We start from the raw sequence: 26404 nt of genomic DNA on the forward strand, positions 1-26404 counted from the left end.
TTTTTAGAGTCTCCATGTAGCATTCGGAATAATTCCTTTGACATCGATAATAACGGGTGCATCGGTTGATATAGCGTGGAAATCTTCTTCCCGCAGTTTTCTGAATTGGTCATGCGCAACCGCTAAAATAATGGCATCGTATCGCTTAGTATGGGGAAATGGGTCATCAATAATGCCATGTTTATAATGTTTTTTATTTTCATTCGGATCAACCCATGGATCAAAAACGTCTACTTGGCACCCGTAACTTTTGAGTTCATCTATAATGTCAATCACTTTTGTATTGCGCATGTCAGGACAATTCTCTTTAAAGGTAACGCCCAGTACTAATATGGCAGAGTTTTTGATTTTTTTATCAGCTGAAATCATACTTTTAATTGTCTTTTCAGCGATAAATTTCCCCATGCTATTATTGATTTGACGTGCACCCAAAATGAGATTGGGTTTGTATCCAAGTTCTTCGGCTTTGTATGTGAGATAATAAGGATCTACCCCGATACAGTGCCCACCGACAAGCCCTGGTTTAAGGTTAATAAAATTCCATTTTGTTGCGGCGGCATCAAGAACTTCATTCGTATCGATTTTCATAGTGTCGAAAATAAGTGCTAACTCATTTATTAAGGCAATATTAACGTCACGCTGTGTATTTTCAATGACTTTAGAAGCCTCGGCAACTTTAATGCTGCTGGCCAAATGGGTTCCGGCTGTAATAACACTTTTGTATAAATTATTGATTTTTTGAGCGATTTCAGGAGTACTTCCTGAAGTGACTTTAAGGATTTTAGTAACAGTGTGCTCTTTATCTCCAGGATTGATTCGTTCCGGGCTGTATCCGCAAAAAAAATCTTTATTGAATTGTAAACCGGAAACAGATTCCAGCTCTGGTACACAAACTTCTTCTGTTACCCCCGGATAGACGGTACTTTCGTAGATAACAATATCATCTTTTTTGAGGAGTGTAGCGACGGCACGAGAAGAAGAGATAAGCGGAGTAAGATCTGGACGATTACTTTCATCGATTGGGGTAGGAACGGTAATAATAAAAACATTACACGATTGGAGCTGATTAAGTTCCGATGTAAATTTCATTTTACCAGATAAATGGGAAAGCTCAGAAGAAGACAATTCCAACGTACGATCGTATCCTTCGACCAATTCTTGAACACGTTCAGTGTTAATGTCAAATCCGATTACATTATATTTTTGTGCAAAGGCACCAGCTAAAGGAAGGCCGACATATCCTAAACCGACAACAGCAATTTTATAATTATGCATAATTATTTCTTCCCTACGCGATCACAATAGTTTTTGGCGATAAGGAGCCGTTCCTTGTGCCCTTTATCCGAGAGAGCTTCGGGGATAACGTTGCGCAGATAATATTCTACGTATTTGCATAGGTTGATATCCCCTTGTATCCCAGCCTCTTTTTTAAAACTTTGAATGGAACTTGAACGTTCGGAGTTGCGAAAGAGCGACTCGTTGAAATCATATCCGAAATAATTGAGCGCTTCGGTAAACTGGTAGGTGAGTTTGTCTTTGATTTCATTGAAGTATTTGAGAAATTCTTCGCGATGCTGATCTTCAAATGTTTTGAGGCTAATGAATCGCTCATCCAGTTCGTGTTTATGATTTCCGATCATATGGATCGTATCGACTTGTTCACGGCGTACTTTTTTCAGCTCGTGTTCAAATGCCACCTTATCTGAAATAAGATTGGCTTCGTCGATAAACTGACGTTCCATTATTTCCCGTCTTGCAGTGAGGTTTTGTTCTTTTGTAATCAGCATTTGAAGTTCGGCTTTGAGGAGTTCAAATTGATGTTTTTCGGCAACATACCCATCCTGTGCAAGCAAGAAGTCTTTTGTGTAGACTCTTTGAACATAGCTGGTACGCTGCTCAAAATCACTGTAGCGCTCACTGAGATAGCGTATAGTATTGAACTTGGCAACAAGTTCTTGATTGTAAATGGTCGTGTCCAAATCTTTGAACATACCGGCTGCGGAGTAGATAAACTCTTTAAAAACATCAAATCGGAACTCTTCGTCAAAATCAAAACCGATGGAGTTAAAATATTTTTTTACGATTTTGATATCTTCTGCGAAAAAGTTCATAACTACTTGTTTTTGAGATATAGAAAGCGGTATCATCAATTGGGCTCACTCACACGTACTTATGGTTGAGTTATGATAGCGTATAATTGCGAAAAAAAAGGTTTCACGTGTGCGGTGTATTTGGAATTATCGGTGATTATTCGCCACATAAAGCACGTGAAGCGCTAAAGACATTGCTTCACCGAGGCCGAGATCATTGCGGAATCATAGAACGTGATGGCGTGTTTTTGGCTCATCAGCGTCTCTCCATTACCGATCCGCATCCCAGATCGCATCAGCCGATGAGCAGAGGAAAGAGGCTGATCAGCTTTAACGGAGAGATCTATAATCACAATGAACTTCGCAAACGTTTAAGCTTGAGCGAATGGGAGAGCGCGAGTGATACCGAAGTCATATTGGCCGCCTATGAGGCGTGGGGAATCGAGTGTGTCAATCATTTTGAAGGGATGTTTGCCTTTGCGTTGATGGATGGTGAAAAGTTTTATCTTGTTCGCGATCGCTTCGGTAAAAAGCCCCTTTTTTACCATCAGGGAAAGGAAGCCTTCGTATTTGCATCGGAAATAAAAGCGATCAAACCTTTTTTAACCTCAGTGGAGATGAATAAGGACGCCCTTCATTCGTATCTCTCTTTTTTGGCACCGACTCCGCCGCACACGTTTTATAGAGGAATTGAGAAATTAGAAAGCGGTGAGTGGCTCTGTTTTGAAAAAAACAAACTGTCCAAATACCGCTATTATGATGTGCTTCAGACACCTTCCTCGGAAATTACGGATAACAATGAAGCCAAACGACGGATAGAGGAAGAGCTTCATCGCTCGATTGCCATACGTCTTAACACGGAGGCACCGACAGCTGCATTGCTATCAGGTGGGTTGGACAGTGCTATGATCTGTGCCATAGCGGCACGTCAGGGAAAAAAACTCCCTGTATACACGTTGGGATACAACGAGTACGGTGCGTATGATGAGCGGGCCAATGCTGCCGTTACGGCTGATTATTTGGGGCTGGAACATACGGAAGTGATTATTTCACAGGATGATTTCCACGAACATCTGGACGATTTACTTATCCATATGGATGAGCCGTTGAACGATCCTGCGGCATTACCGCTCTATTTACTGATGAAAAAAATCGGGGGGGATGGATATAAGGTTGTATTGAGCGGTGAGGGGAGTGACGAGCTATTCTTAGGGTATAGGCAATATTTTGAGTACCTGGATATCGAAAAAGCAGCCTCTTTGCACCATAAAAATTGGCTCAAAAAATATTTTCATTCCCATTTCTCGATGAACCGGGAGTGGGAATGGTATAAACGGGTTTTTGATGATACGCTCCTGTTTCGTACTTCGGGAGAAAAATTTACCGATTTACAGCAAAACAAACTCTTTCGACAAAATGTTCGGGATAATGAATCGCTCCGATTTTTAAACGGTTATCGTCAAATATTTGAACAAAGCTCCCATAGCGATCCGAGCATGTGGTACAGCATGATCGATCTGAAACTCTTTGTCGGAGAACATTTCCTTGCTAAACTCGATCGGGTTTCGATGGCGCATACGATTGAAGCCCGTACCCCGTTTTTGGATCATCGGTTGGCGGAAACGGTATTGTCTATCGATCCGAGATTACGTATCGGTGATGGAGAGACAAAAGCACTCTTAAAGCAGATTGCCCGAAACTATCTCAGTGATGCAATTATCGATCGGAAGAAAAAAGGGTTTGCGAACCCCTATATGGAATGGCTGATTGCCTCAGGGCGTCTGGAACTGATACGGGAAGTGAATACTAAAACGGGATTGTTTTATCCCGAAGTGATAGAAGAGTATCTCGATTTGGCTCGCCGTGGACGGTTCAAGCAACACGTATGGGGATTATACGTATTGAGCCACTGGATTAACAGAGAATTGTTGTAGTTCTATTTCTTTTCCATCAAGAGTGCAAGTTCCAAGGTTCCGCTGACATAGTTAGCGAAAAAGCTCATGATCCCTTCGTCTTTGTCGGTGAAATCTCCGTTGTATTTGTTGAGCAGCTGAATAACACCGATTACGTCTTGACGGGAATTGAAAATAGGTACTGCCAGAATATTTCGGGTGACAAAACCGCTTTTTTCATCAATTTTTGGCAAGAAGTGGGCATTTTCATACGGATTATTAACCAATTTAACGGTTTTGGTACGAACCGTATCTCCGACAATTCCTGAATCAAGTCCGATAGCGATTCTCCCTATTCCGTCACTCAGTTTGGTCCAAAGCATGTTGCCGGGCAGATCGACAATAAAGATCGAGCACCGTTCAGCACTTACAATCGCTTTGGCTTCTTCCGAAATAGTCGGCAATGCATCTTCGATGCGATCCAGTCCCGAGAGACGTTTTCCAAAATCGGCAATTCGTTTATAGATTTCAAGACTCATTTCGTCTCCTTGGCAAGTAATTTGGCATCATCATCAAACAGCATGGCAAGTTCGAGATAACCGCTGATGTAGTGGGCAAAAAAGATCATAAATTTAACATCTTCATTTGAAAATCCGCCGGGTTTATTCAGCAGTTGAAACACCCCTATAATACGGCGGGCTGAATTAAAGATGGGTATTGACGCGATGTTTTCGGTAACAAAACCGGTTTTATTGTCAATCGTGTGTAAAAACCGAGGATCATCATACGGATTGTTGACCATAATCGGTTTAGCCTCTTTGAGCGTATGTCCGACAATCCCGTCGTCTTGATGCACCATAATTTTTTCTGTTTCGTCTGCTAATGTCGTCCAAAGCATTTGAATATTCGGATTGTAAATAAAGATGGAACACCGCTGTGCTCCGCTGACTTGTTTCGCATATTCTGAGATAATCGGAAGCCCTTCACTTAGAGTCGGGCGTTTTAACAAGGATCGTCCAAATTCGGACAGAGCAGCGTAAGACGTTATCATAAGAGTACCCCTTGAAGTGTGTGAGGAAAAGATAAATCGTATCCACTTAAAGCTAAAAAGTAAATCAATTCAGTTGAAAAAAGTGACAAATGAAGCCCCCAAATGGGGGATTGAGGAAAAATTAGAGGTTGTGTTCTTTTTTGTATTCGATGATCATCGCGTACGCTTCGTCTTTGAGCAACAATTTCTCTTTTTTGAGTTTTTCAAGCTCAAGATCGGTCATTGGAAGCTCTCCGTTTTCACCTTTGGCGATTTGAGTGTCAAGATCATTGTGTCGATCAAAAATTTTCAAAAAGTGGGCATTTGCCGCATCATTTTGTTTCATATGGGTGATAACATCGCGGTATTCGTGCAACATTGTATGTCCTTGCGTGGAATTTTGCCGGAATTGTACCACTAGTTAATTTAAAATCCGTGGAAGCGTGATCCCTTCTTGTCCTTGATACTTTCCGCTTTTGTCTTTATAACTGGTTTCACACATTTCATCTCCTTGTAAAAAGAGTACTTGTGCAATCCCTTCGTTAGCATATATTTTAGCCGGGAGAGGAGTGGTATTTGAAATCTCGATCGTGATGTGCCCTTCAAATTCGGGTTCAAACGGAGTGACATTGACGATAATCCCGCAGCGGGCATAGGTTGATTTACCCAAACAGATCGCCAAGACGTCGCGAGGGATTTTAAAATACTCCACAGTTCGCGCTAGTGCGAACGAGTTTGGCGGTACGATACAGACATCACCGACAAAGTCGACGACGTTCATGTCATCAAAATGTTTCGGATCGACAACTGTGGAGTTTAGATTGGTAAAAATCTTAAATTCATTCGTCACACGGATGTCATATCCGTAAGAGCTAAGTCCGTAACTGACGACACCCACACCCACTTGATCTTCGCAAAACGGGGAGATCATCCCCTCGTTTAATGCTTTTTCCCGTATCCATCCATCACTTTTGAGACCCATCTTCATATCCGTTGTTAATTTTATTTGTGGTAGTATAACACATCTATTACCCTACTTTTAGGAGCATTTTCCGATGGATATGAAACAAATTAAAGCTCTTTTGCAAGAGTTTGATGCAAGTACTCTTTCAAAATTAAAAATAACTCAAGACGCTTTTTCGATTGAACTTGAAAAAAATATCGGTGCAGTCGCTGCACCTGTTATGGTCGCTGCACCTGTTGCAGCAGTGGCAGCCCCGGTAGCGGCAGCAGTTGAATCTTCAGCCCCTGCGGCTGTTGTTCCCTCAGGTGATATGATCCTTTCTCCGATGGTAGGGACATTTTATTCGGCTCCGTCACCCGATTCGGCTCCATTTGTAAAAGTGGGTGATCGCGTTAAAAAAGGGCAGGTGATCGCAGTGTTGGAAGCGATGAAAATCATGAATGAACTTGAGGCGGAATTTGATTGTAAGATTCTCAGTGTTCTTGTCTCTGACTCTCAGGCTGTCGAGTATGATATGCCACTTTTTGCGGTTGAGAAGCTTTAATTATGGCGGAAATTAAACGTATTTTAGTCGCTAATCGGGGCGAAATTGCGCTACGCGCCATCCGAACGATTAAGGAAATGGGCAAAGAAGCGGTTGCAGTTTATTCGACTGCCGATAAAGATGCTTCTTATCTGAAACTTGCCGATGCAGCTATTTGTATCGGTGCGGCTCCGAGTTCTCAGAGCTACCTTAATATCCCCTCTATAATCGCGGCATGTGAAATCAGCGGATGTGATGCGGTATTTCCCGGTTATGGTTTTTTGAGTGAAAATCAGCATTTTGTTGAGATTTGTACCCATCACGGGATCAAATTTATCGGACCGACTCCTGAAGTTATGGTGATGATGTCGGATAAATCCAAAGCCAAAGATGTAATGATCGCAGCAGGTGTTCCTGTTGTTCCGGGTTCAGACGGCGCTATCAAAGACATTGCGGAAGCAAAGGTACGCGCCAAAGAGGTCGGTTATCCGGTTATTCTCAAAGCGGCTGCCGGCGGCGGCGGACGCGGGATGCGTGTCGTCGAAGATGAGAGTTATATTGAAAATGCTTTTTTGGCGGCGGAAGCGGAAGCAATCGGTGCATTCGGTGACGGGACGATTTATATGGAGAAATTCATCAAAAATCCTCGTCATATTGAAGTGCAGGTAATTGCAGATTCTCATGGGAATGTCTTGCATATCGGTGAACGTGATTGTTCGATGCAGCGTCGTCACCAAAAGTTGATCGAAGAGTCTCCTGCGGTGGCATTAACTCCTGAAATCCGTGCAGAATTGCATGCTTCAGCGGTTCGTGCGACTAAATACATCAAGTACGAAGGGGCAGGGACGTTTGAGTATCTGCTCGATGCGGATAAAAAATTCTATTTTATGGAAATGAATACCCGTCTTCAAGTTGAACACACTGTTTCTGAAATGGTAAGCGGTTTGGATCTAATCGAGATGATGATTCGTGTTGCAGAGGGGGAAGCCCTTCCTCCGCAAGAGAGCGTTGTACTCAGCGGTCACTCAATCGAGTGCCGTATTACGGCAGAAGATCCGATCAAATTTTTACCGTGTCCCGGGAAAATCACTCAGTGGATCTCTCCTGGCGGGAGAAATGTTCGTGTGGATACGCATGCTCATGGGGGTTATATCGTTCCACCGACGTATGATTCGATGATTGGAAAACTGATTGTGTACGGAACAGACCGCAATGATGCGATTGCCAGAATGCATCGGGCATTGAGTGAATTTACGATTACGGGTATTAAAACCACAATCCCTTTTCACCTAAAAATGATGCAAAATCCTGATTTTATCAATAACAACTTTGATACTAAATACCTCGAAAATTACAGTGGCTGATTGCCGCTGTATAATCTAGAAATCATCCTCAATTTTTTTACTCTACAAACCTTCTTTATAACAATATACTACTAAAAGTATTTCTTATAAACATATATATCCTGTTTTTTTACATTTTACATTACTTAGCTACTTTTTACACAAATTTTACGTCAAATTTACGTTATATTATTATGATCTGTTTATAAACAACATTCCTAATATATCGGGAAAATATTATTTAGAAGAGGGATACCGTGAATAATCTTAGCATTGCACAAAAGGTACATGTTCCGTTAATCGCATCGATTATCATCGGGTTTGTGATCGTCTTGATCAATTATTGGCTATCGGTGGATCAATTGCGCTCCGACGTTTATACCGCGCAATCTAAGGAGATGACAACGGCATTTGATGAAGCCATTGAATCAAAAAAGAATGTCGGAATTACAAATGCCATCGGCATTTCCAAAAACAGTGCCATCGTTAACGGTTTGGCAAGCGGTGATCGTGAGTCAACGCTTAAAAGTTTAAAATCTCTATCCAATGAGTACAAAGAAAATACGAAATTCGGCAATATTAAGATTCATGTGCACGATAAAGATGTGCATAGCTTTCTTCGGGTTTGGAAGCCGGAAAAATACGGTGATGATCTTTCTGGGTTTCGTAAAACCATTCTTGCGGTAAAAGAGAGCCGCAAGCCTCTTGTAGCTATTGAAATGGGTGTTGCAGGTTTGGAATTGAGAGGAATAGCACCGATTGTTTCCGGTGCTGAATATTTGGGTTCTGTTGAGTTTATGCAGGGGCTCAATTCGATAGTAAAAGATATGCAGCAAAATTATTCAGCTGCCCTGATCGTAGCAGTTGATAACGGCTATTTGGATGTTGCGAAAGAATTAAAAGATGCTCCAAAAGTAGGGGACAAGTATACACTGGCACTCAAAGAGAACACCATTGATAAAGATTTTTTTAAAGAGTTGGTCAAGGCATCGTTTGATCCCCAAAAAGGATCTTTCAAAACCGAACATTATTTTGTAACTCCAATTGCGATTAGAGATTTTTCGAAAGCTGTAGTCGGATATGCATTTGTCGGAGAAAAGCTGGATGCTGTTGAGATGATGATTAGCCAGTCGGAAAATTCATTGTTACGACAAGTCGTGATTATGTCTGCCATGGATATCGTCATCTTGATATTATTGATCATTATAGTGCGCCGGGCAGTAACCGAACCGATCAAAAATCTTGATCATATTGCACAAGAACTGGCGAGTGGCGATGCCGATTTGAGTAAACGGCTCCGTATTTCATCCAAAGACGAAATCGGAAAAGCAGCCGAGAGCTTTAATATCTTTATTGAGAAAGTAGAAAAAATTGCCCTTGAAGCGCAGGAGAAAGCACAAGAAGCATCTTCCGCGAAAGCTAAGACAGAAGAACAAAATCGTAAAAATGAAATTTCTTTGTCGCTTGCGCATGGGATGATTGGCGGAACAATCGATAATGCGGGAAATTTGCGCAATTCTCTTGAGAGTAACATCCAAAACTTGCATCAAGTGAATGACCTGAATGCTGAAACCGGAAAAGTTGTTGATCAAGTTAATGTACAAACGGATGAAATTATGAGCAGTATGACTAATATTACTGAAATGATTAATGATTCCCGCAGCAACTCGGAACAGCTAAACCACAATGTGAGCGAGATTTCAAATGTCATTACGCTGATTAAAGATATCTCGGATCAAACAAATCTGTTAGCGCTCAACGCGGCTATTGAAGCGGCACGAGCCGGAGAACACGGGCGTGGGTTTGCCGTGGTTGCCGATGAAGTACGTAAATTGGCAGAGCGGACACAGAAAGCGACCAGTGAAGTGGAAGCCAACATCAGTGTATTGAAACAAAATTCGGTCGGCATGCTCGAAAACAGTGAACGTGTTGAAGAATACGCAGTTGATTCAACACGTCGTCTGGATGAATTCAAGCAAGTTATGGCGCATTTGATCAATAACGTTGAAAAGATAAAAGAAGACAGTCAGGCCATCAGTCATGAAATTTTTACCAATATGGCAAAAATAGATCATATGATTTTTAAAGCACGTGCGTATGAGGCTGGATTTGAAGGGAAAGTGGAGCAGGGGAGTGCATTTAGTGACCACCATGCCTGCGCCCTTGGGCATTGGTACGAACAAGGGGACGGTAAAACCGTCTTCGGACAATTACCTGCGTACGGAAAACTGTTAGAACCGCATAAAAAAGTGCATGACGAGATTCGAAAAGCGATGGAATTGCTGAAAAAAGATCCGGTTGCTAACGATAAAGAGATTATCGGATGTTTTAGAGCGGCGGAAGAGGCAAGTAAAGAGCTCTTTGTTATTTTATCTGAGATGGTGAGATAATAGAAATCTAAATGCGAGGAACGGCGTTAACCTTCCTTTTTATTGAGGAAGGCGAAGCACTTTGATATCGGCACTGAGGCGTAAGCGGGTAAAATAATCGTTTAACACTTGATTGCGTTTTTCCCCCATGATCGAATTATCAATCTGAGGTCGTACCGAATCCAGGTTTTCAGTAATGACATTTTGTTTATCGCGCATGTAGAAGCTCATAAAACCGTTCTTACCGTTAGGAAGGATGGGGCCGAAGCTCCCGTTAGGGATTTTGTTGAGAATCTGTGCGAGTTGAGGATTGATCCCTTTGTAAGGGATGTTTTCTTCTTTTGATTTGATATTTTGGACATTGCGCATCGGATCCGCTATTTTTTCGGCTAATGCTTCTTGTGAGGATGCTATGTACGTGGTGACGTCAAAACTCTCAGGACGTGAAAACTCATCCATATGGAGCTGATAATATTCGGCTTCTTCATCAGCGGTCGGCTGTCCCATTTTAGAAAACGCAATGGCACTGTATAATTTTTGCCCTTTGATACTCTCTTCGACTCTGGCTCTAAGATCTTTTTCGTTTAATCCGCGAACCGTTTGCATTGCGCTGATCAATTGATCGACGGTCAGTTTGTTTTGAGCAGCCATCCGACCAAGCTCTTCTTGTACTTCGGCAGACGAGACGGTAATTTTTTTCTCTTCCGCCTCAAGTTGCTCCAACTTTTTGCGGATCAGCGTATCGGAACTGGTTTGTGCATCGGTTCCGCTTTGTTTCATCTCCTGCTGGACTTCATAGAGGGTAATGGGATTGTTTTTGACTAATACGGCAACACCCCCGATAGGGGCACTCCATAAGAATGTGGCCAATAAAGCAGAAAGGGTTAGCGATCGCATCGAAGCTCCTTGTAAAAGTCTCCTATTTTACCCGCTTTTAACATAGCCTTAACTAAAATTGCGCAATTGCATCCAAAAAGGATTTACAACATGGTAGTCACCAGATTTGCCCCAAGCCCGACGGGGTATTTACATATCGGCGGTTTGCGCACCGCACTGCTGAGTTATCTTTGGGCGCGCCGTAACGGCGGAAAATTTTTGCTTCGAATCGAGGATACCGATTTCAGCCGTAACGATGAAGCTGCGGCTCTCGCAATCGTCGAAGCGTTTAAATGGGTCGGATTGGAACATGACGGGACAATTGAGTATCAATCAAACCGTTTGCCGATTTACCAAGAGTACGCTCAAAAATTGCTCGATTCGGGAAAAGCGTACAAATGTTATATGTCCAAAGAAGAACTCGAAGCGCTTCGCGAAGAGCAAACGGCTCGTAAAGAACGCCCGAAATACGATAATCGATATCGCGATTTTACAGGGACTCCTCCTGAAGGACGCGAAGCGGTTATCCGAATCAAAGCGCCGTTAGAGGGATCAATTACGGTACATGACGGTGTCAAAGGGGACGTTGTCTTCAACGTTGCCGATATCTTGGATGATTTTATTATCGCCCGTGCCGACGGCACACCGACGTATAACTTCGTAGTAGCGGTTGATGATGCACTTATGGGGGTTACGGATGTTATTCGAGGAGACGATCACCTCTCTAATACTCCGAAACAAATCGTTGTCTATCAAGCACTCGGATTTCCGATACCGAAGTTTTTCCATGTACCGATGATCCATAATCACGAAGGGAAGAAACTTTCCAAACGTGACGGTGCAACGGATGTCATGGCGTACAAAACGCTTGGGTATACTCCTGAAGCACTGCTCAACTTCTTGGTACGTTTGGGTTGGAGTCACGGGGATCAGGAAATATTCTCAATGAAAGAGATGTTGGAGCTTTTCGATCCGAGCGATATCAACCGTTCCGCGTCAGTGTATAACGTCGAGAAACTTGATTGGCTCAACAGCCACTATATCAAAAATACACCGAATGAAAAATTGTGTGAGCTTCTCGAATTCCATGGTGTTGTCTTGATCAGTCATGACAAACGCGAAATTATCCTCGACGCGATCAAAGAGCGTGCGAAAACACTTGTGGAAATGGCGACTTTAATTACTGAGATGTTGACCCGTCCTGCAGTATTTGATGAAGCGGCACTTAAAAAAGGGTACAAAGAAGAGAGTAAAGCAATCTTGGAAGCCTTTGCGGAAGCACTTAAAAATGCTACAGAACTCCATCTTCCGAGTGATTATCATCATGTGATGGAAGAGGTTGTTACCAAACTTGAAATCGGATTCGGGAAAATCGGTCAACCGCTCAGAATTGCCCTTATGGGAAAACTTTCGGGACCGGGGCTTGATAGTGTTATGGCCATTATCGGAGTAGAAGAGACGTTGGCTCGGATCGATGCACTGTTAAATCACTAGTATCTAATCTTTGAAAGGGAGGGATTCAACCCCCTCTTTTTATTTCAAAAATTTCTTACAAATATTTTTTTAAAACTGCTTCTTTTTGTTTTGGAATCTCTGCAATTTGAGTCTCCAAAAGAGCTATTTGCGTTTCAATCTTTTCTATTTCAGAAACAATTTTTTGCTGTTCGGAAAGAGGTGGAAGTGGGACTTTAATATTGGATAATAAAGTTTGATTTAAACTTTTAATATTTGAGCCTGAGCTGTCTGTTACGATTTTATTTCTTACTAAATCTGTTTTCAAATAATAGCAAAGAAATTTTGCGTTGACATCTTCGGTTTGAACACGAACCCTAATAGTAAAACCTGAAAATGATGTTTTTGTTTTTACATCATCAATAAATAAAAATCTACCGACTAAATTAGAGGATCCATTAGATCTAACAACTAATATGTCATTTTTCTTTAATAAATAATCATCAGATATATTACCATCAATTTGGATTTTTTCTAATATGTCTAAATCAGGTGAAAATCTGTTTTGAAAATCACTAACCCCGACAATATTTATTGACTCACCTAAACTATTTCTTGAGTAATTAAGACCATTTTTAAAATCTGAAATTGAACCTAAATTCATTTTTTGGTAATTAAGATTTATAAAAAATGTAGATATATTATTTTTTAAACCGTAAACTTCGTCTTTCGCATTTTTCTCTTTTACTTCTAAAGTTTTTATTTCGGAAACTATTTTTTTTTGAATATCGGAAGATGGGAGGGGGATTTTGATTTTGGAAATATCTTCTGCATATACATGTGGCTGTGCTTGCCCTCGTTGCAAACCATATATTTCTTTTTGAATTGATTTTAGAAATTCATAGATCAACTTAGTTGATATTTTTTTTTCGTCTTTAGAAATAACGGTATTGCAATCTGATGCAAAAATTGGTTTATCAAAATAATTTACGAAGCCAGAATATGCACCTGATGCACTAATTGTTATGATATTTCCATCACGGTTAGATTCATTATGAAAATAAGCTGGTTCTTGTCCTCCCGCAACTACGGGGATATGCCCATCTTTTGTTTTTTCCTTTGTTATGGAAGTTCCTTTTCTTATTTCAGAAATTTCAGCAAGAGAAATAATTTGTTGGCTATTCCAAAGTTTTTCAAAGTTTAGTTTTTTTTTAACCGAAAGCGAAATATTTTTTTCAAATTCCACACGGTCAAACGTGAGCATATCTACTAAATGATGACGACTTACATTATTTATCATCGTCTTATCTATCGGAGTATCAAAATCTCCCTCGAACGCTTTGTAGATATAAGTACTTGCTTTGGTTGGATTATCAAAAACATTAGAGTCAAAGAGTTGCGTGCATTCATCTATGCTTTTGCCTCTTTGTATCGGATGAATCCCTTCGCTTCCTCTGCGGTTACTAAATTCATAACCTAAGAAGCGTTTTTCTGCATCTTTTTCACCACTTTTTATCAGTACTACTTTTTGTGGGTAGGTAAGAATGAAATAGTAGAGTTTTTCAGCTTCTCGTTCTAATAATAGATTCCAAAACTCTTTGTCATTTTTAACTTTTAGTTTTTTGCGATATTCGGTATAAATATCATGTTTAGCTATATTTTCATTTGGCTCGCATTTAAGCATAGATATATAGTCATCAAATGAAATATTTTCCCAAACATGATTTACATATTTAGTTATAGGTTTTTCAATACCACCCAGTGTAACATCTTGATATACGTTAAAAAACTTTTCGATAGCTATTCTGAGATTGATACTGTCATAGTTATTTCTTCTTCGCATAAATAAAGTGACAGTATTGGTTCCTGTTGCCATAAAAGTATTAGACCCGAGTTCTGCAATGCCTACAATTTCAAAATACTGTAAGATTATTTCTCTAGTTTTAGCATAAATCCCAGTATTACTCAAAATTGAACTCGGCAATATCACACCAGCCACACCACCGTCTTTCAAGAGTTGCTTGGTTCGCTCAACAAATAAGCACTCAATTTCTGAGCTATTGTCGGTGAGTTTATCATATAGCTCAAAATCATTCTCTCTGTAGTATTCGCGTGATGTGTTTTTAAATGCAGATACTGAATAAGGGGGATTTGAAACCAATATTTCAAATTGTTTGTTTTCTTGGGAGAAGTCTTTGTCCGTTTCGTTTAATTTGCCTTTGTAATCTCTGTGTTTGAAATTGGATAATCCATCAGAATGAATCACGTTTGCCAGTCCATCTCCATGTAGATAACAACCAACTTTCCCAACTTTTACTAATCGGTAATCTTTTTCTACACCATAGACATATTGTGATGCCCAATCAAAATGTCTAATCTTGGAAACATCAATAAAACTTTTTGCTTCTGATTTGAGTTTAGTTGTATCTATTTTTAAAAGTAATCGCTGAATTTCGTGCATACTCTCAGTGAGAAAATGTCCACTTCCTGCGGCATAATCTATGATAAAAGGGAGTAAATCATCTTTTTTACCGGATTTCAATTTCTCTTCTACCATTTTGTCAATCGGTAAACTTTTTATAATAAATTGCGCAATAGGAACAGGTGTAAAAAATTGTCCAGACTCTTGTTTGAGTCCGGTTGTTAAAAGTAATTCAAAGAAATCAGATAGATACTGTTGTTTTTGAGTATAGCGGATTTTGAACCCTTGTAATAGTTCCACTACTTCTTTGACAACTTTTGCATTTTCTAAAAATGATTTTTGATCATAAACTTCTTTGATAGCAAATTCATTATTTTTTTCTAAACGTAGTCTTGCAATCTCAGTTTTAAGTGATTTTTTTAGTTGTTCATCTCCACCAAAGAGTGATGCATACTTTGAATCGAAATCTTCATCTGAAAAGTCTGTTACACTTTTATCTAAAAAATCTTTCATTCCATTTTTATATAAATCAGTTAACCGAAGCTGAAAAGAAACATTATCATCTTTCCCTTCAATCCATTGAAAATCTAACTCTTCATCTGTATCATGTTTTGATTTTTCATCATAAATTTTACAAAGAAATAGTGTAAAAATTTTATTAAAAGCATTTGGTTTATCTGAAACGACATTGTGACGAAGGATTTCAAGAAAACGATTGAAAATAAAGCTACTATCTTCAGGTCTTATCTCTTCTAGTTCATTTATAGTTAATGCTTTGCTTTCAAAATTATAAGGGTTAACCCAAGGGTCAAATACTCCATTATCTTTTGTAAGTTTATTCCATTTGTCATAGAAATCTTTTACATCACCCGTTTTATAGTCATCTTCAATTTTTACAATCTCATTTTTATATACGAGTGTATCGGCTTTTAGTTCGGAAGCATAAAGCATGATAATATCTGCATTGTTGCTAAATTTAAAGTAGGTAAAAAGTTGCCCACCATCTTTTTTCATACGGTTAAATTCTTTATCAAACTCTTTGCCGTATGTTTTGCATTCGATTAATAAGTATTCAGTTCCATCATCATGAGTGACACAAATATCCAGTCTTCCTGAAAAACCATGCCCAGCAGGATATACTTTTTCTAACTGAATATTTTCAGGTTTATATCCTTTTTCAAGTAAACGATTTACACACTCTAAAACAACTAAATCTTCTGGTTTTACAATGTTTTGTGTAAATTTATCATACACTTTAATTTTACCACCATAGTTGATGGTATGGTTTTTTATATCTATATCGATGAAGTAGTTGTTAGGATATGTTTTTGTGTATATATTGGTAGTATTTTCTTTTGGTCGAAAGCCTATAGTAAAAAATAAATTTGTATCCATCTCTTAAGCCTCCTCCCTAAATTTATCTATAATATTATAGTATCGAAAAGTTACTAAAAAATATGACAATTTGTCATATGAAATTTTCAAAATAAAGTAAAACAATTACGTTTATTCGCAATAACCTGTCATTTTGTTTTTAATAACGGATTTTACTCAAAGAGGGATTTATCCCCCTCTTTTTTGCTTCTCTCACAAACCGTTTATATCCTTGCATTTCTTTCACACCCACTTTATAACTGATAAATTTTAGATAGTGAATAATTTGTGCCGGAGTGAGCCCGCTTTTAAGAGAAGCATTCATCAATATATAATAGGGGATTTTGACCTTTTTTGAGACAAATGCATGGCTTAATCGATGAAGCTCATCGGTATGGTTGTGCGTGGAAAGAAGAGCAAAAACAAACGGCAGCCCTGTTCGCTCATGCCATAGCTCTCCCAAATCGATGTGATTGCCGCCGCTGTAGTAATAGCGCAGTGCTTTATCCCCGATCAATACCTCTCCGTGAATATCGAGTATTCGGGCGAGGAGATTGGAGGTTGCCGAATCACTGTCGTCTTTGTTGGCATTAGGGAGCGATAATACGCTCAGGACTTCTCTCTGGGCAACAATCCCGACACCGAAATGGCGGCAGTTTTGTGCTGTAATACTGGAGACAAATGCCGCATCGATTCGTCGCATTGCGAATTCTCGGTTAAGCGCCGAGGGAACCCCTTTGTGGTAATGGAGGCATTGCTGGAACTGGGTGCTTCGTGCATAACGTTTGATAAAAACATGAAACGGGAGGAGATTCAAAAAATCTATTTTTCCGAAAATCAAACTGTCTCCTCTGCAAAAATAAAAGTCATTATACTAATTGATCCCTGACAAGGGACTGTTAGTTCTCTTTCGCTATAATTTTCTTCAATATAACTACCCAAAAAGGGGAATTGTCATGGTGACAATCGAATTTTTAGGGCCGATTCAAAAGGCTCCGTTAACGTTGGAAGCTTCATCATTGCGTGATGTTGCAGAAGTATTGAAACAAGATACAGAAATGGCACAATGGTTAGAAAACTGTGCAGTTGCGGTCAATGATACCCTCGTCGCAACGCTCGATACTGCTTTGAAAGCAGGGGATAAAGTTTCTTTACTTCCTCCGGTGTGCGGCGGATGAGTATGCTAGAACTCTATGACGGTGCACTTAACGTCCCGGAAATTATTACCCGATGGTATAGCGAAGAGGCCCAATACAACTACGGCGCATATATCCCGTTTATCGGAACGGTACGGGAGGAAGACGGGATCGAGGGACTTAGTTTCGATGTGTATGAACCGATTCTCAGTGCATGGTTTGAAGCGTGGCAGGCCAAAGCGGAACCGTTGGGTGCAAAGCTGAAAATGGCGCATAGCCGTGGCGATGTGCTGGTACATGAAAGCTCTTATATCGCGGCGGTATTTTCTCCGAAACGGCGTGTGGCTTTGGAGACGATTGAGAAATTTGTCGAAGATTTTAAAGCATCTGCCCCGATTTGGAAATACGATCTTAAAAATGGAGAACGTATTTATGCACGTGAGCGTTCAACTGCGATCAGCGGTGCAGGAATACTAGGGAGTAATACATGATTTCATACGAGACTTCCCGAAATATGATTACCCTTTTAAGTATGGGACAGGCACGAAGTGAACAGGTTTTTTTAACGGCTTCTTTGGGACGGATTTTGGCAGAAGATATTATCGCGGGCGAAGATTACCCGACGCATCCGACATCGTCTATGGACGGTTATGCCATAGTACACAGTGATTTAGAGCAATTTGATTCGCTCGAGATTTTCGGTGATAATCCCGCCGGAGCCGACAGTGTCGCGGAAGTGACGAGCGGCATGTGCATTAAAACCTTTACCGGTTCATTGATGCCCTCAGGTGCAGACACTCTGATTCCGATTGAGAATGTCCGTGTTGAGGGTGAGTATATAGTTATTGAGAAAACAGTTTCAAAAGGGTTTGCGGTTCGTCCGGTCGGTGAAAGTTATCGCGAGGGAGAAGTATTGATCCCAAAAGGGACAAAACTCGGATTTGCAGAGATTGGAGTGTTGGCAGGGGTGAACCGCGTGATGATACGTGTCGCTCAGCGTCCCCGTGTTTCGATCATCGCAACGGGAAGCGAGATCCTCGATATCGGCGAAGAGTCTCGTCATGCAGGACAAATCCGAAGTTCCAATAGCTATACGCTGCAAGCTCTGGTCGATTCTTTGGGCGCAGAGAGCGTTCAGATGGGAATCGTCGGAGATGATAAAAATGCTATTATGGAGCGGTTTGAAGCGGCAATGCACGCAAGCGATATTATTGTAAGCACAGGCGGAGTGAGTGTCGGGGATTACGATTTCGTTAAACATATCGTCCCGAAATTGGGTGCCGAAGTGATTTTCAAAGGGGTCAATATTAAACCCGGTCAGCACGTGATGGTGGCGCAGCGGGGAGAGAAATTCATTATTTCATTACCGGGATTCGCGTATTCTTCTGCCGTAACCTTCATCCTCTATGTGGCGCCGCTGATAGCGCGAATGATGGGGCGTGAGAATCCTTACGAACCTATCGAAGCGACACTCAAAGTCCCTTTTTCCAAACGTTCCAATAAAAGCGAATTTACCGCGTGTAATCTGAATTTCGAAGACGGGCGGTACTGGGTCGATTTCGAGGGGAAAAAGACGGGAAGTTCTGCGATTTTAACCAATCTGCTCGGCAATGCTGGACTCATGATCTGCGGTGAAGAGGATGGAGATTTGGAAGCGGGAACATTGGTTCGAGTTATCAAACTCTAAGTGCTTTGTCAATCCCAAATGGGATGACAAAAGTTTATTTTACGATCTTCGCTTTAATCGCTTCTTCTTCAACCATATCTTTATGATATTTTTGTTTTATCAAAAATAAGACTTTTACATTTAGGGACCTTTTCGATAGAGACTGGAATATAGGATCTTTTTAAACATACTCTTTGTAATTGTTAAGATAGTAAGAATGTGTATAATTGTAAGAAAAAATTGGAATTAAATTGATACTGGCTAAAATTAAACTGAAAATATTACAAATAGATGAACTTTTTTTTAAGGGATATATTAAAGCATTCCACTCTCGTTATTTCGCGTACAGAGGAAAAGCGTATGTGTTAACCAAGGATTTATATTTTCCTCCGCATACCTCTTCAAATAAAAGCGTACGACTGGGACCGGAAGGAGAATTATTGGCTATAGGAGGAGATCTGACACCGGAACGAATGGTCTATGCATTTAAAAATGGAATTTATCAAATATCTTTTAAAGATCAGCCGATTCTTTGGTGGACATCAGAAATTCATTGCGTTTTGTTTCTGGAAAACATTCATATTAGCAACGATGTTCAGAAATTTATCAAGAAAGAAAATTTTCGCCTGACTGTAGATAAAGCTTATTATGATGTTGTCAGAGCTTGTTCAGAATCAAGAAATAGCTGGCTTACTCCTGAACGGATGACATCATCTTTTGAACTGCATGAATTGGGTTTTACTCACTCTGTTGAAGTCTGGCAGGGTGAAAAACTGGTTGGCGGGTTGTTTGGGATTGCATTAGGATCATCTTTTTATGGAGAATCAATGTTCGCTCGAGTGAAAAACAGCTCAAAAGTAGCTTTTACGGCGTTATGTATCCGATTGAAGGAAATGAATTATTTGATATGTGATTGTGGAATTTGGCCAACTGATCATTTGAAAAGTTTTGGCGCAGATATTATTCCGCGTGATGAGTTTCTTGGAATTCTGGATCAAAGTGTGAAAACTCCCAATATCGACAAAGATTGGGAAAACTTATTTGAAGACTGGGATTTTAAATCTGCTATCAAAAACTATGTGTCTTTAGCACAAAAAAATAAAGAGGTCTCCCCGATTGGGTCGGGGAAAGCATAACTTATTTTACGATCTTCGCTTTAATCGCTTCTTCTTCAACCATATCTTTACGATATTTTACTGCGACGATATTTTCGGTTTCGTTGATAAACCATTCCGCGATATGCTCATGTTCCAATGCGTTTAATTTATCCATATCTACATGATCCAATGAGAGATACAGATGGGAATATCGGTGCGGATTTTGCATTTTAAAGGTCCACAAAAGCCATAATGTAGTGATGACGAGCAAAGCGATGGTGAACACTTCACGAGTGGAGTATTGCAGTGCGATACCCGCAGCAGCTCCGCCGATAAAGGTCATAAAGTAGGCAAACCCGTTGGCGATACCGAGTGCCGCCCCTTTTTGGTGCACTTTGGCATATTTGGAGATCATCGATTGTACGAGCGGCTCCATCATGTTAAATGCCATAAAGAAACTCACTACCCCTATGATAAATTCCCATCCTTTATTTGCAAAGCCCATAAGGGTAAATGCGAGGATGAATAAAACGATGGAAATTAAAAATATTTCACGCGGTTTATTGTATTTTTCACCGAACACTGCTGCAGGTCCCATAGCCAACAGCCCCATAACCATTGCCGGTACAAATGCTTGCCAAAGATCTTTTTTATCCCACAAAAAGCCGTATTCAGGCTTGGTCAAAAAGATAGGGATGAGAACGAACGAAACCGTCATAAGTCCTTTTTGCATACCGTTGGTAATAATCATACTAAGGAGATTCGGATCTTTTAGAATATCTTTGGTCGTTGTTGTCGAATGGTAGATATGACGAATACGCGGAGGTGTCGGGACATTGGTAAAGAGGACGATCATTGATAGGATCGATAAAGCTCCGGCAATCCAAAACAGTGAGGAAAATCCGAATCCTGCGGCAATAACCGGTCCCAAAGCCATAGCAGCGGCAAAACTGATTGCAATGGTTCCTCCCATAAGCGCCATCGCATGTCCCCGTTTTTCTTCAGTGACCAAATCACTGATCATGGCAGGGATGACTGCACCGATCGCTCCGGCACCTTGTAAAAAGCGTCCTACCATCAGTGTATAGATATCGGTGCTTACCGCACAGATGATCGATCCGACCAAAAAGATGACTAATCCTATAAGAAGTGTAGGCTTGCGACCGATTTTATCACTCAGTACACCAAAGGGTACTTGAAAGATCGCTTGTGTCAGCGCATATCCTCCAACAATGACACCGATGAGAAGAGGGGTGGCACCCGGAAGGTTGAGTGCATAGGCAGAAAGGACAGGAAGAACTAAAAATAGACCGAAAAAGCGGAGCGATAGAATCGCCGAGAGTGGGAGAACCGTTTTAAACACCGTGCAACCTTAGATACGTTAAAATTTTCAGTATTATATTACACCCTTAGATGAAACATCGGGTAAACACCGATAGTTAAAGTCTACTGTAAGGAATGAAATGAAAATCGTCTTGGCAACGTCGAATAAAGGGAAAGTTCGTGAGATTATCGAACTGTTACACGATCGGGAAGTTTTCCCCTATACCGATCTGATCGAAGGATTCGAGATCGTTGAAGACGGCGATACGTTTAAAGAAAATGCATTGATCAAAGCCCGTGCGGTTTATACGGCATTGGGTGATCCTGAAGCGATTGTAATGGCGGATGACAGCGGTATCAGTGTGGATGCACTCTCTGGGGCTCCGGGGATTTACAGCGCCCGTTACAGCGGAGAGGGTGCGAGTGATCGGGATAATCTGCTTAAACTTGTCGAAGGGTTAAAGGAAAAAGGGCTAGATACTTCTCCAGCTCACTATACGGCGGCGATAGCGATTGTTTCTCGTGAGGGGGAGAGCTGTGTTCACGGATGGATGTATGGCGATGTCATTACCGAGCTGCGGGGCGAAAACGGTTTTGGATATGATCCGATCTTTATCCCTGCAGGGTTTGACCAGACACTTGGGGAGTTGGGAAACGATGTGAAAAAAGGGCTTTCTCACCGTTCTAAAGGATTGGAACTGGCAAAAATTTTGATCGATCAGATTAAGTTTTTACGGACAAAATAATTATTTGATTTCGTCATTCCCGCGTAGGCGGGAATCCAGCTTTTTAAACAACATTAATTCATGTTTTTATTTTATATTGTGATCAGATATAATAATCGCTATATTTTATTCTAAATCTATGGAGTTTTTAATGCGTTTATTTTTTTATGGACTACTTGTTGATCATCATCAGAATGTTTTGATGCGTGTAATAAATAAGGGATATTATGACTCTCAATGCTAATAAAATAAAATCATTTATCGCTAAGGAGTGGTTAGTAATTTTATCGGTGGTAATAATAAGTACGCTGGGATTATTTGTTCTTGATAAAACTTCTAAGCCGATATTTAATTACTATACGGCAAGAGATAATGGATATTCAGATCAAGACATCCAAGAAGCCACTGGCGTAGATATTGCTCAAATTCGTAAAGATGGATATGAAGATAGCGATATAGCAAAAGCTTTTAATCAGCCATCAGAAAAATCAATAACCAATACAAAAATATTGGCGCAATTTAATGGTACTATCAAAAAAAAAGTTACATCTTCAAAAAAATTAAATTCAAATAATGTTAAGGAAATCGATATTTCAGATATGGATGAGTTCTTCAAGGAAAGGGAAACAGTATATATAACTATTTTGAATACAAATAGGGATGAATTGCCAACTCCTATAAAAACAATTATTTATTTATATCTCTCTACCTTATTTTTTAGAGTAACATTTTGGGCTATAAAGTGGGTTAGAAACGCAAGTAAAGACGATGAAATATCCAACAGATAATCTCAATAATTTAGTTGATTTATTTAACTGTAATTCTAAAAGAGAATTAGAAAAACTCGCTAAAGATATAATTATTCATCAACAAGATTTTGTTGAAATAATTTTAGCCGCACAACATAACGAATTAAGTCCATATAATTATGCAAATTATTTTGATAGACGCATTCCTGACCATTTAATGCCCACTGAAGAAGAACACGAAGCAATTTCTAAGAATGGAGTGGGCAAGTATAAAACACGAAAAGCACAAAAATTCGCAAATAAAATATTTCAGCTTCCAATCCAACAAAGAATTACAGCAGCACATTTGTTTTATACATCTGATCAGAAGTATTGGAACCTATTTTACTTCGACGATAAAGATAGATCAAAATATGATAATCACTGGAAATATGGCCCCCATATTCATTTTGTGTCTGATCTGTGGCCAAATTTATCTTTGTCATCTGTATGGGAAAAAGTATGCAGTGGGAAATTTTCTTTTTCAAACAAGCTTCACTTGAAATATGAAGATAAATAATGGCCTAAAAAAGTGGAGGGGGCAAGTTACTTTATTATCTCGTTTCCCCGTTCGTGGTGAGCTTGTCGAACCATGAACGCCTACCCTTCGATAAGTATAGGGCGAACGGAGATAGCTGGATTCCCGATCAAGTCGGGAATGACGGTGAAAATATGCCATTGACAAACAATCCACATTAGAATAAAATACATTGTATATATAAAAAGGCTGTATGATGATTAGAACGAAAGTAATACGATACAGCCTAGAGAAAAATGAGTTGTTGAAAGAACAACGAAATATCGGTTTTGAGGATGTTCTTTTAGCGATAGAGAATGGTGGACTGCTCGATGATATTGAACACCCCAAGAAAGAGAAATATCCGAACCAAAACATCTTTATTATTTTGGTAGAGATAAAAGAGTACGTTTATTTGGTTCCTTATGTAGAGGATGATGAATCAATTTTTTTAAAAACGATCATCCCATCGCGTCAAATGAACAAAAAATACAATATAGGAGCCCCAAAATGATTCCTTTGGACGAATACGAAAATGAACTTTTAGAGAGTGTCGAAAAAGGTGAATGGGTGAGCAAAGGGAACGTAGATGAGCGATTAAAATCGTTGCAATTTTACATCAAGAATCAAAACAAAAAAGCGATTTCTATTCGAGTCAATGAGAATGATATTTATGAACTCAAAAAGAAAGCGTTAGAAAACTCAATCCCTTATCAAAATATCATTCAGATGTTAATACATCAATTTGCGACCAATAAAATCAAATTGAGTGTCTAAAAAGGTTGGATTCCCAATAAAGTGGGAATGACGAGTAGTAATTATGCCGGAAGTTCCGTAACCATATAAAAGAATATAATCCCTACGATGATTCGGTAAATCGCGAATGGGACAAAGGTGTGGCGGCTGACAAAACCGACGAATGCTTTGACGGTTGCGAACGCAAAGATAAATGCGGTGACAAAGGCGATGATCAGCATTGACCAGTCGTCTACGACGAGTTCGCTGCGATGTTTAAACAGATCGTATGCGGTCGCAATAAACATCGTCGGGATCGCCAATAAAAATGAGAACTCCGCGGCACTTTTACGATTGAGTCCTGAAAATAGACCCCCGATAATCGTTGCACCCGATCGGCTGGTTCCGGGAACCATCGAAAGACTTTGGAAAATACCGATAACAAAAGCTTCTTTCATCGTCAGTTCGCTCAAATCTTTCCCGTCTTCGATCGCTTTGTCACGGCGCAGATATTCGACGAGTAAAAAGATTATCCCTCCGGCTATAAGCATGATACTGACTGTTTCAACCCCAAAAAGTGCTTTGATGTGCTTATACAATAAAAAGCCCAGTGCTCCGGTCGGAAGAAAAGCAACCGCAATTTTAAACCAAAGGGTTTTGTCCTGTAGAAGTCTTTGGGCATACAAAAAGAGTACGGCTAATATACTTCCCAGTTGAATAGAAACTTCAAACGCCTTATGTGCGGCAGTCTGTTGAAGCCCTAAAAGCTGTGAAGCCAATATGAGATGACCCGTCGAGGAGATAGGTAAAAACTCGGTTACTCCTTCTAGAGCACCTAATATCAATGAATCAAATATAGTCATATACAACTCTTTTTTTGGCGCAATTGTAGCACACGAAAGTAACTTAAACCTCCCCTAACCTCACATAGGATAAAATTCGCGGATTTGTGACACTTTCCATCAAGGAATTTTTTAATGCTACTTTTTACTCCCGGACCTACCCCTGTACCTGAGTCGGTACGTATTGCCATGGCTGGTGAAACGCTACACCACCGAACTCCCGAATTTGAGGCAATTTTTGAGCGAACCCGCACATTGCTATTTGAACTTTTGGGGATGGATGAAGTATTAATGCTCGCTTCATCGGGTACCGGTGCAATGGAAGGTGCCGTGATTAATCTAGCCCACTCCAAACTTCTTTCGATCAATTCGGGAAAATTCGGAGAGCGTTTTGGCAAGATTGCCGTGGCTCACGGGATTGCAAATGTTGAGATTAAACATGAATGGGATACTCCTGCTACAGTTGAGGAAGTTCAAGCGGCACTTAATGCGAACCCTGATATTGATGCACTTGCGATTCAAATCTGTGAATCAGCAGGTGGACTTCGTCACAATGTAGAAGCGATTGCAGCGGCAGTAAAAGCGTATAACCCTGCCATTATGGTTATTGCTGACGGTATCACAGCTGTCGGTGTCGAAAAAATCGATGTAACGAATATCGACTGTCTGATCTCAGGAAGCCAAAAAGCATTAATGCTTCCTCCTGGACTCGCGATCATGGGTCTATCGAATGCTGCGATTGAGAAAATCGGAAGCGGTAAAGGGTATTATTTTAACCTTGCAACCGAGATCAAAAATCAGCGTAAAAATACGACGGCATGGACTGCAGCAACGACAATTACCATTGGTTTGGAATCGGTTTTAAACCGTATTAAAGCCGAGGGTGGACTTGATAAGCTCTACGCCGATACGGCGCGCCGTGCGCAAGCGACTCGCGAAGCGATGAAGGCAATCGGCCTCTCTATTTATCCGACAACTCCTGCCGATTCGATGACGACGGTAGGAGACGCCGAAGCGAAAAAAATCCGCTCAACTCTTAAAGAATTCGATGTGAATGTGGCCGGCGGACAAGACCATATCAAAGATTCGATTTTCCGTATCAACCATATGGGCCTTATTGCTCCGTATGAAGCATGTTGGGCAGCCAACAGTGTAGAATTGGCATTGGCAAAAATGGGTCGACGCTCTTTCGACGGAACCGCGAACCGCGTGTTTAATACCGTCTATTTCGGACTCTGAT

General features: G+C 40.4%; 26 protein-coding genes. 15 read left to right on the plus strand and 11 right to left on the minus strand.

The window, feature by feature from the left end; genetic code table 11:
- Positions 1–3 precede the first annotated feature (3 nt).
- Both PHP90_RS01420 and PHP90_RS01425 read right to left on the minus strand, forming a co-directional pair.
- Positions 4–1275, minus strand: coding sequence for a nucleotide sugar dehydrogenase (locus tag PHP90_RS01420; RefSeq protein ID WP_299924140.1), 1272 nt, complete (start codon positions 1273–1275; stop codon positions 4–6).
- 2 nt (positions 1276–1277) lie between these two features.
- Positions 1278–2111 (minus strand): hypothetical protein, encoded by an 834-nt coding sequence (locus PHP90_RS01425; protein WP_299924143.1) that lies wholly within the window; start codon positions 2109–2111, stop codon positions 1278–1280.
- A 107-nt stretch (positions 2112–2218) separates the two neighbouring features.
- Here PHP90_RS01425 and asnB point away from each other — a divergent pair, with 107 nt between their 5' ends.
- A complete protein-coding gene (gene asnB, locus PHP90_RS01430) occupies positions 2219–4024 on the plus strand; it encodes an asparagine synthase (glutamine-hydrolyzing) (protein ID WP_299924145.1) in 1806 nt (601 codons plus the stop codon).
- Between the two features lie 2 nt (positions 4025–4026).
- Here asnB and PHP90_RS01435 read toward each other — a convergent pair whose 3' ends face one another.
- From PHP90_RS01435 to dcd, 4 genes are all read right to left on the minus strand, one after another.
- Positions 4027–4521: a GAF domain-containing protein gene (locus PHP90_RS01435; protein WP_299924148.1), complete on the minus strand. Its 495-nt coding sequence runs from the start codon at positions 4519–4521 to the stop codon at positions 4027–4029.
- Complete coding sequence (locus PHP90_RS01440; RefSeq protein ID WP_299924151.1) at positions 4518–5033, minus strand: GAF domain-containing protein; 516 nt, start codon at positions 5031–5033, stop codon at positions 4518–4520. Before PHP90_RS01440 ends, PHP90_RS01435 begins: the two co-directional genes overlap by 4 nt.
- A 121-nt stretch (positions 5034–5154) precedes the next feature.
- The gene (locus tag PHP90_RS01445) at positions 5155–5391 is read right to left on the minus strand and encodes a DUF465 domain-containing protein (RefSeq protein WP_299924154.1); all 237 of its coding nucleotides are present in this window, start codon (positions 5389–5391) and stop codon (positions 5155–5157) included.
- Positions 5392–5433: 42 nt separating this feature from the next.
- Positions 5434–5994, minus strand: a complete 561-nt coding sequence (dcd, locus tag PHP90_RS01450; protein ID WP_299924157.1) for a dCTP deaminase — start codon at positions 5992–5994, stop codon at positions 5434–5436.
- 73 nt (positions 5995–6067) lie between these two features.
- On the opposite strand from dcd, the gene accB reads away from it, so the two are divergent.
- From accB to PHP90_RS01465, 3 genes are all read left to right on the plus strand, one after another.
- Positions 6068–6520 (plus strand): acetyl-CoA carboxylase biotin carboxyl carrier protein, encoded by a 453-nt coding sequence (gene accB / locus PHP90_RS01455; RefSeq protein ID WP_299924159.1) that lies wholly within the window; start codon positions 6068–6070, stop codon positions 6518–6520.
- Between the two features lie 2 nt (positions 6521–6522).
- Positions 6523–7863: an acetyl-CoA carboxylase biotin carboxylase subunit gene (locus tag PHP90_RS01460; protein WP_299924162.1), complete on the plus strand. Its 1341-nt coding sequence runs from the start codon at positions 6523–6525 to the stop codon at positions 7861–7863.
- 236 nt (positions 7864–8099) lie between these two features.
- A complete protein-coding gene (locus tag PHP90_RS01465; RefSeq protein WP_299924165.1) occupies positions 8100–10232 on the plus strand; it encodes a methyl-accepting chemotaxis protein in 2133 nt (710 codons plus the stop codon).
- 39 nt (positions 10233–10271) lie between these two features.
- Here PHP90_RS01465 and PHP90_RS01470 read toward each other — a convergent pair whose 3' ends face one another.
- Positions 10272–11108, minus strand: a complete 837-nt coding sequence (locus tag PHP90_RS01470; RefSeq protein ID WP_299924168.1) for a peptidylprolyl isomerase — start codon at positions 11106–11108, stop codon at positions 10272–10274.
- Positions 11109–11198: 90 nt separating this feature from the next.
- Here PHP90_RS01470 and gltX point away from each other — a divergent pair, with 90 nt between their 5' ends.
- On the plus strand, positions 11199–12581 hold the full coding sequence (gene gltX, locus PHP90_RS01475) for a glutamate--tRNA ligase (protein ID WP_299924171.1): 1383 nt from the start codon (positions 11199–11201) through the stop codon (positions 12579–12581).
- 55 nt (positions 12582–12636) lie between these two features.
- Here gltX and PHP90_RS01480 read toward each other — a convergent pair whose 3' ends face one another.
- Together PHP90_RS01480 and PHP90_RS01485 are read right to left on the minus strand one after the other, a co-directional pair.
- Positions 12637–16356, minus strand: coding sequence for a restriction endonuclease subunit S (locus PHP90_RS01480; protein ID WP_299924174.1), 3720 nt, complete (start codon positions 16354–16356; stop codon positions 12637–12639).
- Positions 16357–16495: 139 nt separating this feature from the next.
- Positions 16496–17176: an MqnA/MqnD/SBP family protein gene (locus tag PHP90_RS01485; RefSeq protein WP_299924177.1), complete on the minus strand. Its 681-nt coding sequence runs from the start codon at positions 17174–17176 to the stop codon at positions 16496–16498.
- A gap of 115 nt (positions 17177–17291) precedes the next feature.
- On the opposite strand from PHP90_RS01485, the gene PHP90_RS01490 reads away from it, so the two are divergent.
- The 4 genes from PHP90_RS01490 to aat all read left to right on the plus strand — a co-directional run bounded on the left by PHP90_RS01490 (position 17292) and on the right by aat (position 20273).
- Positions 17292–17513, plus strand: a complete 222-nt coding sequence (locus PHP90_RS01490) for a MoaD/ThiS family protein (protein ID WP_299924180.1) — start codon at positions 17292–17294, stop codon at positions 17511–17513.
- Between the two features lie 2 nt (positions 17514–17515).
- Positions 17516–17962: a molybdenum cofactor biosynthesis protein MoaE gene (locus tag PHP90_RS01495; RefSeq protein ID WP_299924183.1), complete on the plus strand. Its 447-nt coding sequence runs from the start codon at positions 17516–17518 to the stop codon at positions 17960–17962.
- The gene (gene glp, locus PHP90_RS01500) at positions 17959–19158 is read left to right on the plus strand and encodes a gephyrin-like molybdotransferase Glp (RefSeq protein ID WP_299924185.1); all 1200 of its coding nucleotides are present in this window, start codon (positions 17959–17961) and stop codon (positions 19156–19158) included. Before PHP90_RS01495 ends, glp begins: the two co-directional genes overlap by 4 nt.
- 230 nt (positions 19159–19388) lie before the next feature.
- Positions 19389–20273 carry a leucyl/phenylalanyl-tRNA--protein transferase gene (gene aat / locus PHP90_RS01505; RefSeq protein WP_299924188.1) on the plus strand — a complete coding sequence of 295 codons (885 nt, stop codon included), beginning with the start codon at positions 19389–19391 and terminating at the stop codon, positions 20271–20273.
- 1 nt (position 20274) lies between these two features.
- Here aat and PHP90_RS01510 read toward each other — a convergent pair whose 3' ends face one another.
- On the minus strand, positions 20275–21597 hold the full coding sequence (locus tag PHP90_RS01510) for an MFS transporter (protein ID WP_299924192.1): 1323 nt from the start codon (positions 21595–21597) through the stop codon (positions 20275–20277).
- A 100-nt stretch (positions 21598–21697) separates the two neighbouring features.
- On the opposite strand from PHP90_RS01510, the gene rdgB reads away from it, so the two are divergent.
- The 5 genes from rdgB to PHP90_RS01535 all read left to right on the plus strand — a co-directional run bounded on the left by rdgB (position 21698) and on the right by PHP90_RS01535 (position 24364).
- Positions 21698–22303 carry an RdgB/HAM1 family non-canonical purine NTP pyrophosphatase gene (gene rdgB / locus PHP90_RS01515; protein WP_299924195.1) on the plus strand — a complete coding sequence of 202 codons (606 nt, stop codon included), beginning with the start codon at positions 21698–21700 and terminating at the stop codon, positions 22301–22303.
- A 206-nt stretch (positions 22304–22509) separates the two neighbouring features.
- Positions 22510–23070 carry a hypothetical protein gene (locus tag PHP90_RS01520; protein WP_299924198.1) on the plus strand — a complete coding sequence of 187 codons (561 nt, stop codon included), beginning with the start codon at positions 22510–22512 and terminating at the stop codon, positions 23068–23070.
- Complete coding sequence (locus PHP90_RS01525) at positions 23051–23590, plus strand: hypothetical protein (RefSeq protein WP_299924201.1); 540 nt, start codon at positions 23051–23053, stop codon at positions 23588–23590. The genes PHP90_RS01520 and PHP90_RS01525 overlap by 20 nt, the downstream gene beginning before the upstream one ends.
- Before the next feature lie 211 nt (positions 23591–23801).
- On the plus strand, positions 23802–24101 hold the full coding sequence (locus PHP90_RS01530) for a toxin (RefSeq protein WP_299924204.1): 300 nt from the start codon (positions 23802–23804) through the stop codon (positions 24099–24101).
- The gene (locus PHP90_RS01535; protein ID WP_299924206.1) at positions 24098–24364 is read left to right on the plus strand and encodes a hypothetical protein; all 267 of its coding nucleotides are present in this window, start codon (positions 24098–24100) and stop codon (positions 24362–24364) included. Before PHP90_RS01530 ends, PHP90_RS01535 begins: the two co-directional genes overlap by 4 nt.
- Before the next feature lie 41 nt (positions 24365–24405).
- Here the strand turns inward: PHP90_RS01535 and PHP90_RS01540 are convergent, their stop codons facing one another.
- Entirely contained in the window at positions 24406–25185 is a 780-nt protein-coding gene (locus PHP90_RS01540) for an undecaprenyl-diphosphate phosphatase (protein WP_299924208.1), read from the minus strand.
- Between the two features lie 114 nt (positions 25186–25299).
- Here PHP90_RS01540 and PHP90_RS01545 point away from each other — a divergent pair, with 114 nt between their 5' ends.
- Positions 25300–26403, plus strand: a complete 1104-nt coding sequence (locus tag PHP90_RS01545) for an alanine--glyoxylate aminotransferase family protein (protein WP_299924210.1) — start codon at positions 25300–25302, stop codon at positions 26401–26403.
- Position 26404 lies beyond the last annotated feature (1 nt).

The sequence above is a fragment of the Sulfuricurvum sp. genome (assembly GCF_028712165.1).
Classification (GTDB): Bacteria; Campylobacterota; Campylobacteria; order Campylobacterales; family Sulfurimonadaceae; genus Sulfuricurvum.

Bases quoted from the DNA above. Each gene is read 5' to 3' on its own strand.
- PHP90_RS01420 (WP_299924140.1), bottom strand. From the start codon at position 1,275: ATGCATAATTATAAAATTGCTGTTGTCGGTTTAGGATATGTCGGCCTT.
- PHP90_RS01425 (WP_299924143.1), bottom strand. From the start codon at position 2,111: ATGAACTTTTTCGCAGAAGATATCAAAATCGTAAAAAAATATTTTAAC.
- PHP90_RS01435 (WP_299924148.1), bottom strand. From the start codon at position 4,521: ATGAGTCTTGAAATCTATAAACGAATTGCCGATTTTGGAAAACGTCTC.
- PHP90_RS01440 (WP_299924151.1), bottom strand. From the start codon at position 5,033: ATGATAACGTCTTACGCTGCTCTGTCCGAATTTGGACGATCCTTGTTA.
- PHP90_RS01445 (WP_299924154.1), bottom strand. From the start codon at position 5,391: ATGTTGCACGAATACCGCGATGTTATCACCCATATGAAACAAAATGAT.
- dcd (WP_299924157.1), bottom strand. From the start codon at position 5,994: ATGGGTCTCAAAAGTGATGGATGGATACGGGAAAAAGCATTAAACGAG.
- accB (WP_299924159.1), top strand. From the start codon at position 6,068: ATGGATATGAAACAAATTAAAGCTCTTTTGCAAGAGTTTGATGCAAGT.
- PHP90_RS01460 (WP_299924162.1), top strand. From the start codon at position 6,523: ATGGCGGAAATTAAACGTATTTTAGTCGCTAATCGGGGCGAAATTGCG.
- PHP90_RS01470 (WP_299924168.1), bottom strand. From the start codon at position 11,108: ATGCGATCGCTAACCCTTTCTGCTTTATTGGCCACATTCTTATGGAGT.
- gltX (WP_299924171.1), top strand. From the start codon at position 11,199: ATGGTAGTCACCAGATTTGCCCCAAGCCCGACGGGGTATTTACATATC.
- PHP90_RS01480 (WP_299924174.1), bottom strand. From the start codon at position 16,356: ATGGATACAAATTTATTTTTTACTATAGGCTTTCGACCAAAAGAAAAT.
- PHP90_RS01490 (WP_299924180.1), top strand. From the start codon at position 17,292: ATGGTGACAATCGAATTTTTAGGGCCGATTCAAAAGGCTCCGTTAACG.
- PHP90_RS01495 (WP_299924183.1), top strand. From the start codon at position 17,516: ATGCTAGAACTCTATGACGGTGCACTTAACGTCCCGGAAATTATTACC.
- glp (WP_299924185.1), top strand. From the start codon at position 17,959: ATGATTTCATACGAGACTTCCCGAAATATGATTACCCTTTTAAGTATG.
- rdgB (WP_299924195.1), top strand. From the start codon at position 21,698: ATGAAAATCGTCTTGGCAACGTCGAATAAAGGGAAAGTTCGTGAGATT.
- PHP90_RS01520 (WP_299924198.1), top strand. From the start codon at position 22,510: ATGACTCTCAATGCTAATAAAATAAAATCATTTATCGCTAAGGAGTGG.
- PHP90_RS01525 (WP_299924201.1), top strand. From the start codon at position 23,051: ATGAAATATCCAACAGATAATCTCAATAATTTAGTTGATTTATTTAAC.
- PHP90_RS01530 (WP_299924204.1), top strand. From the start codon at position 23,802: ATGATGATTAGAACGAAAGTAATACGATACAGCCTAGAGAAAAATGAG.
- PHP90_RS01535 (WP_299924206.1), top strand. From the start codon at position 24,098: ATGATTCCTTTGGACGAATACGAAAATGAACTTTTAGAGAGTGTCGAA.
- PHP90_RS01540 (WP_299924208.1), bottom strand. From the start codon at position 25,185: ATGACTATATTTGATTCATTGATATTAGGTGCTCTAGAAGGAGTAACC.
- PHP90_RS01545 (WP_299924210.1), top strand. From the start codon at position 25,300: ATGCTACTTTTTACTCCCGGACCTACCCCTGTACCTGAGTCGGTACGT.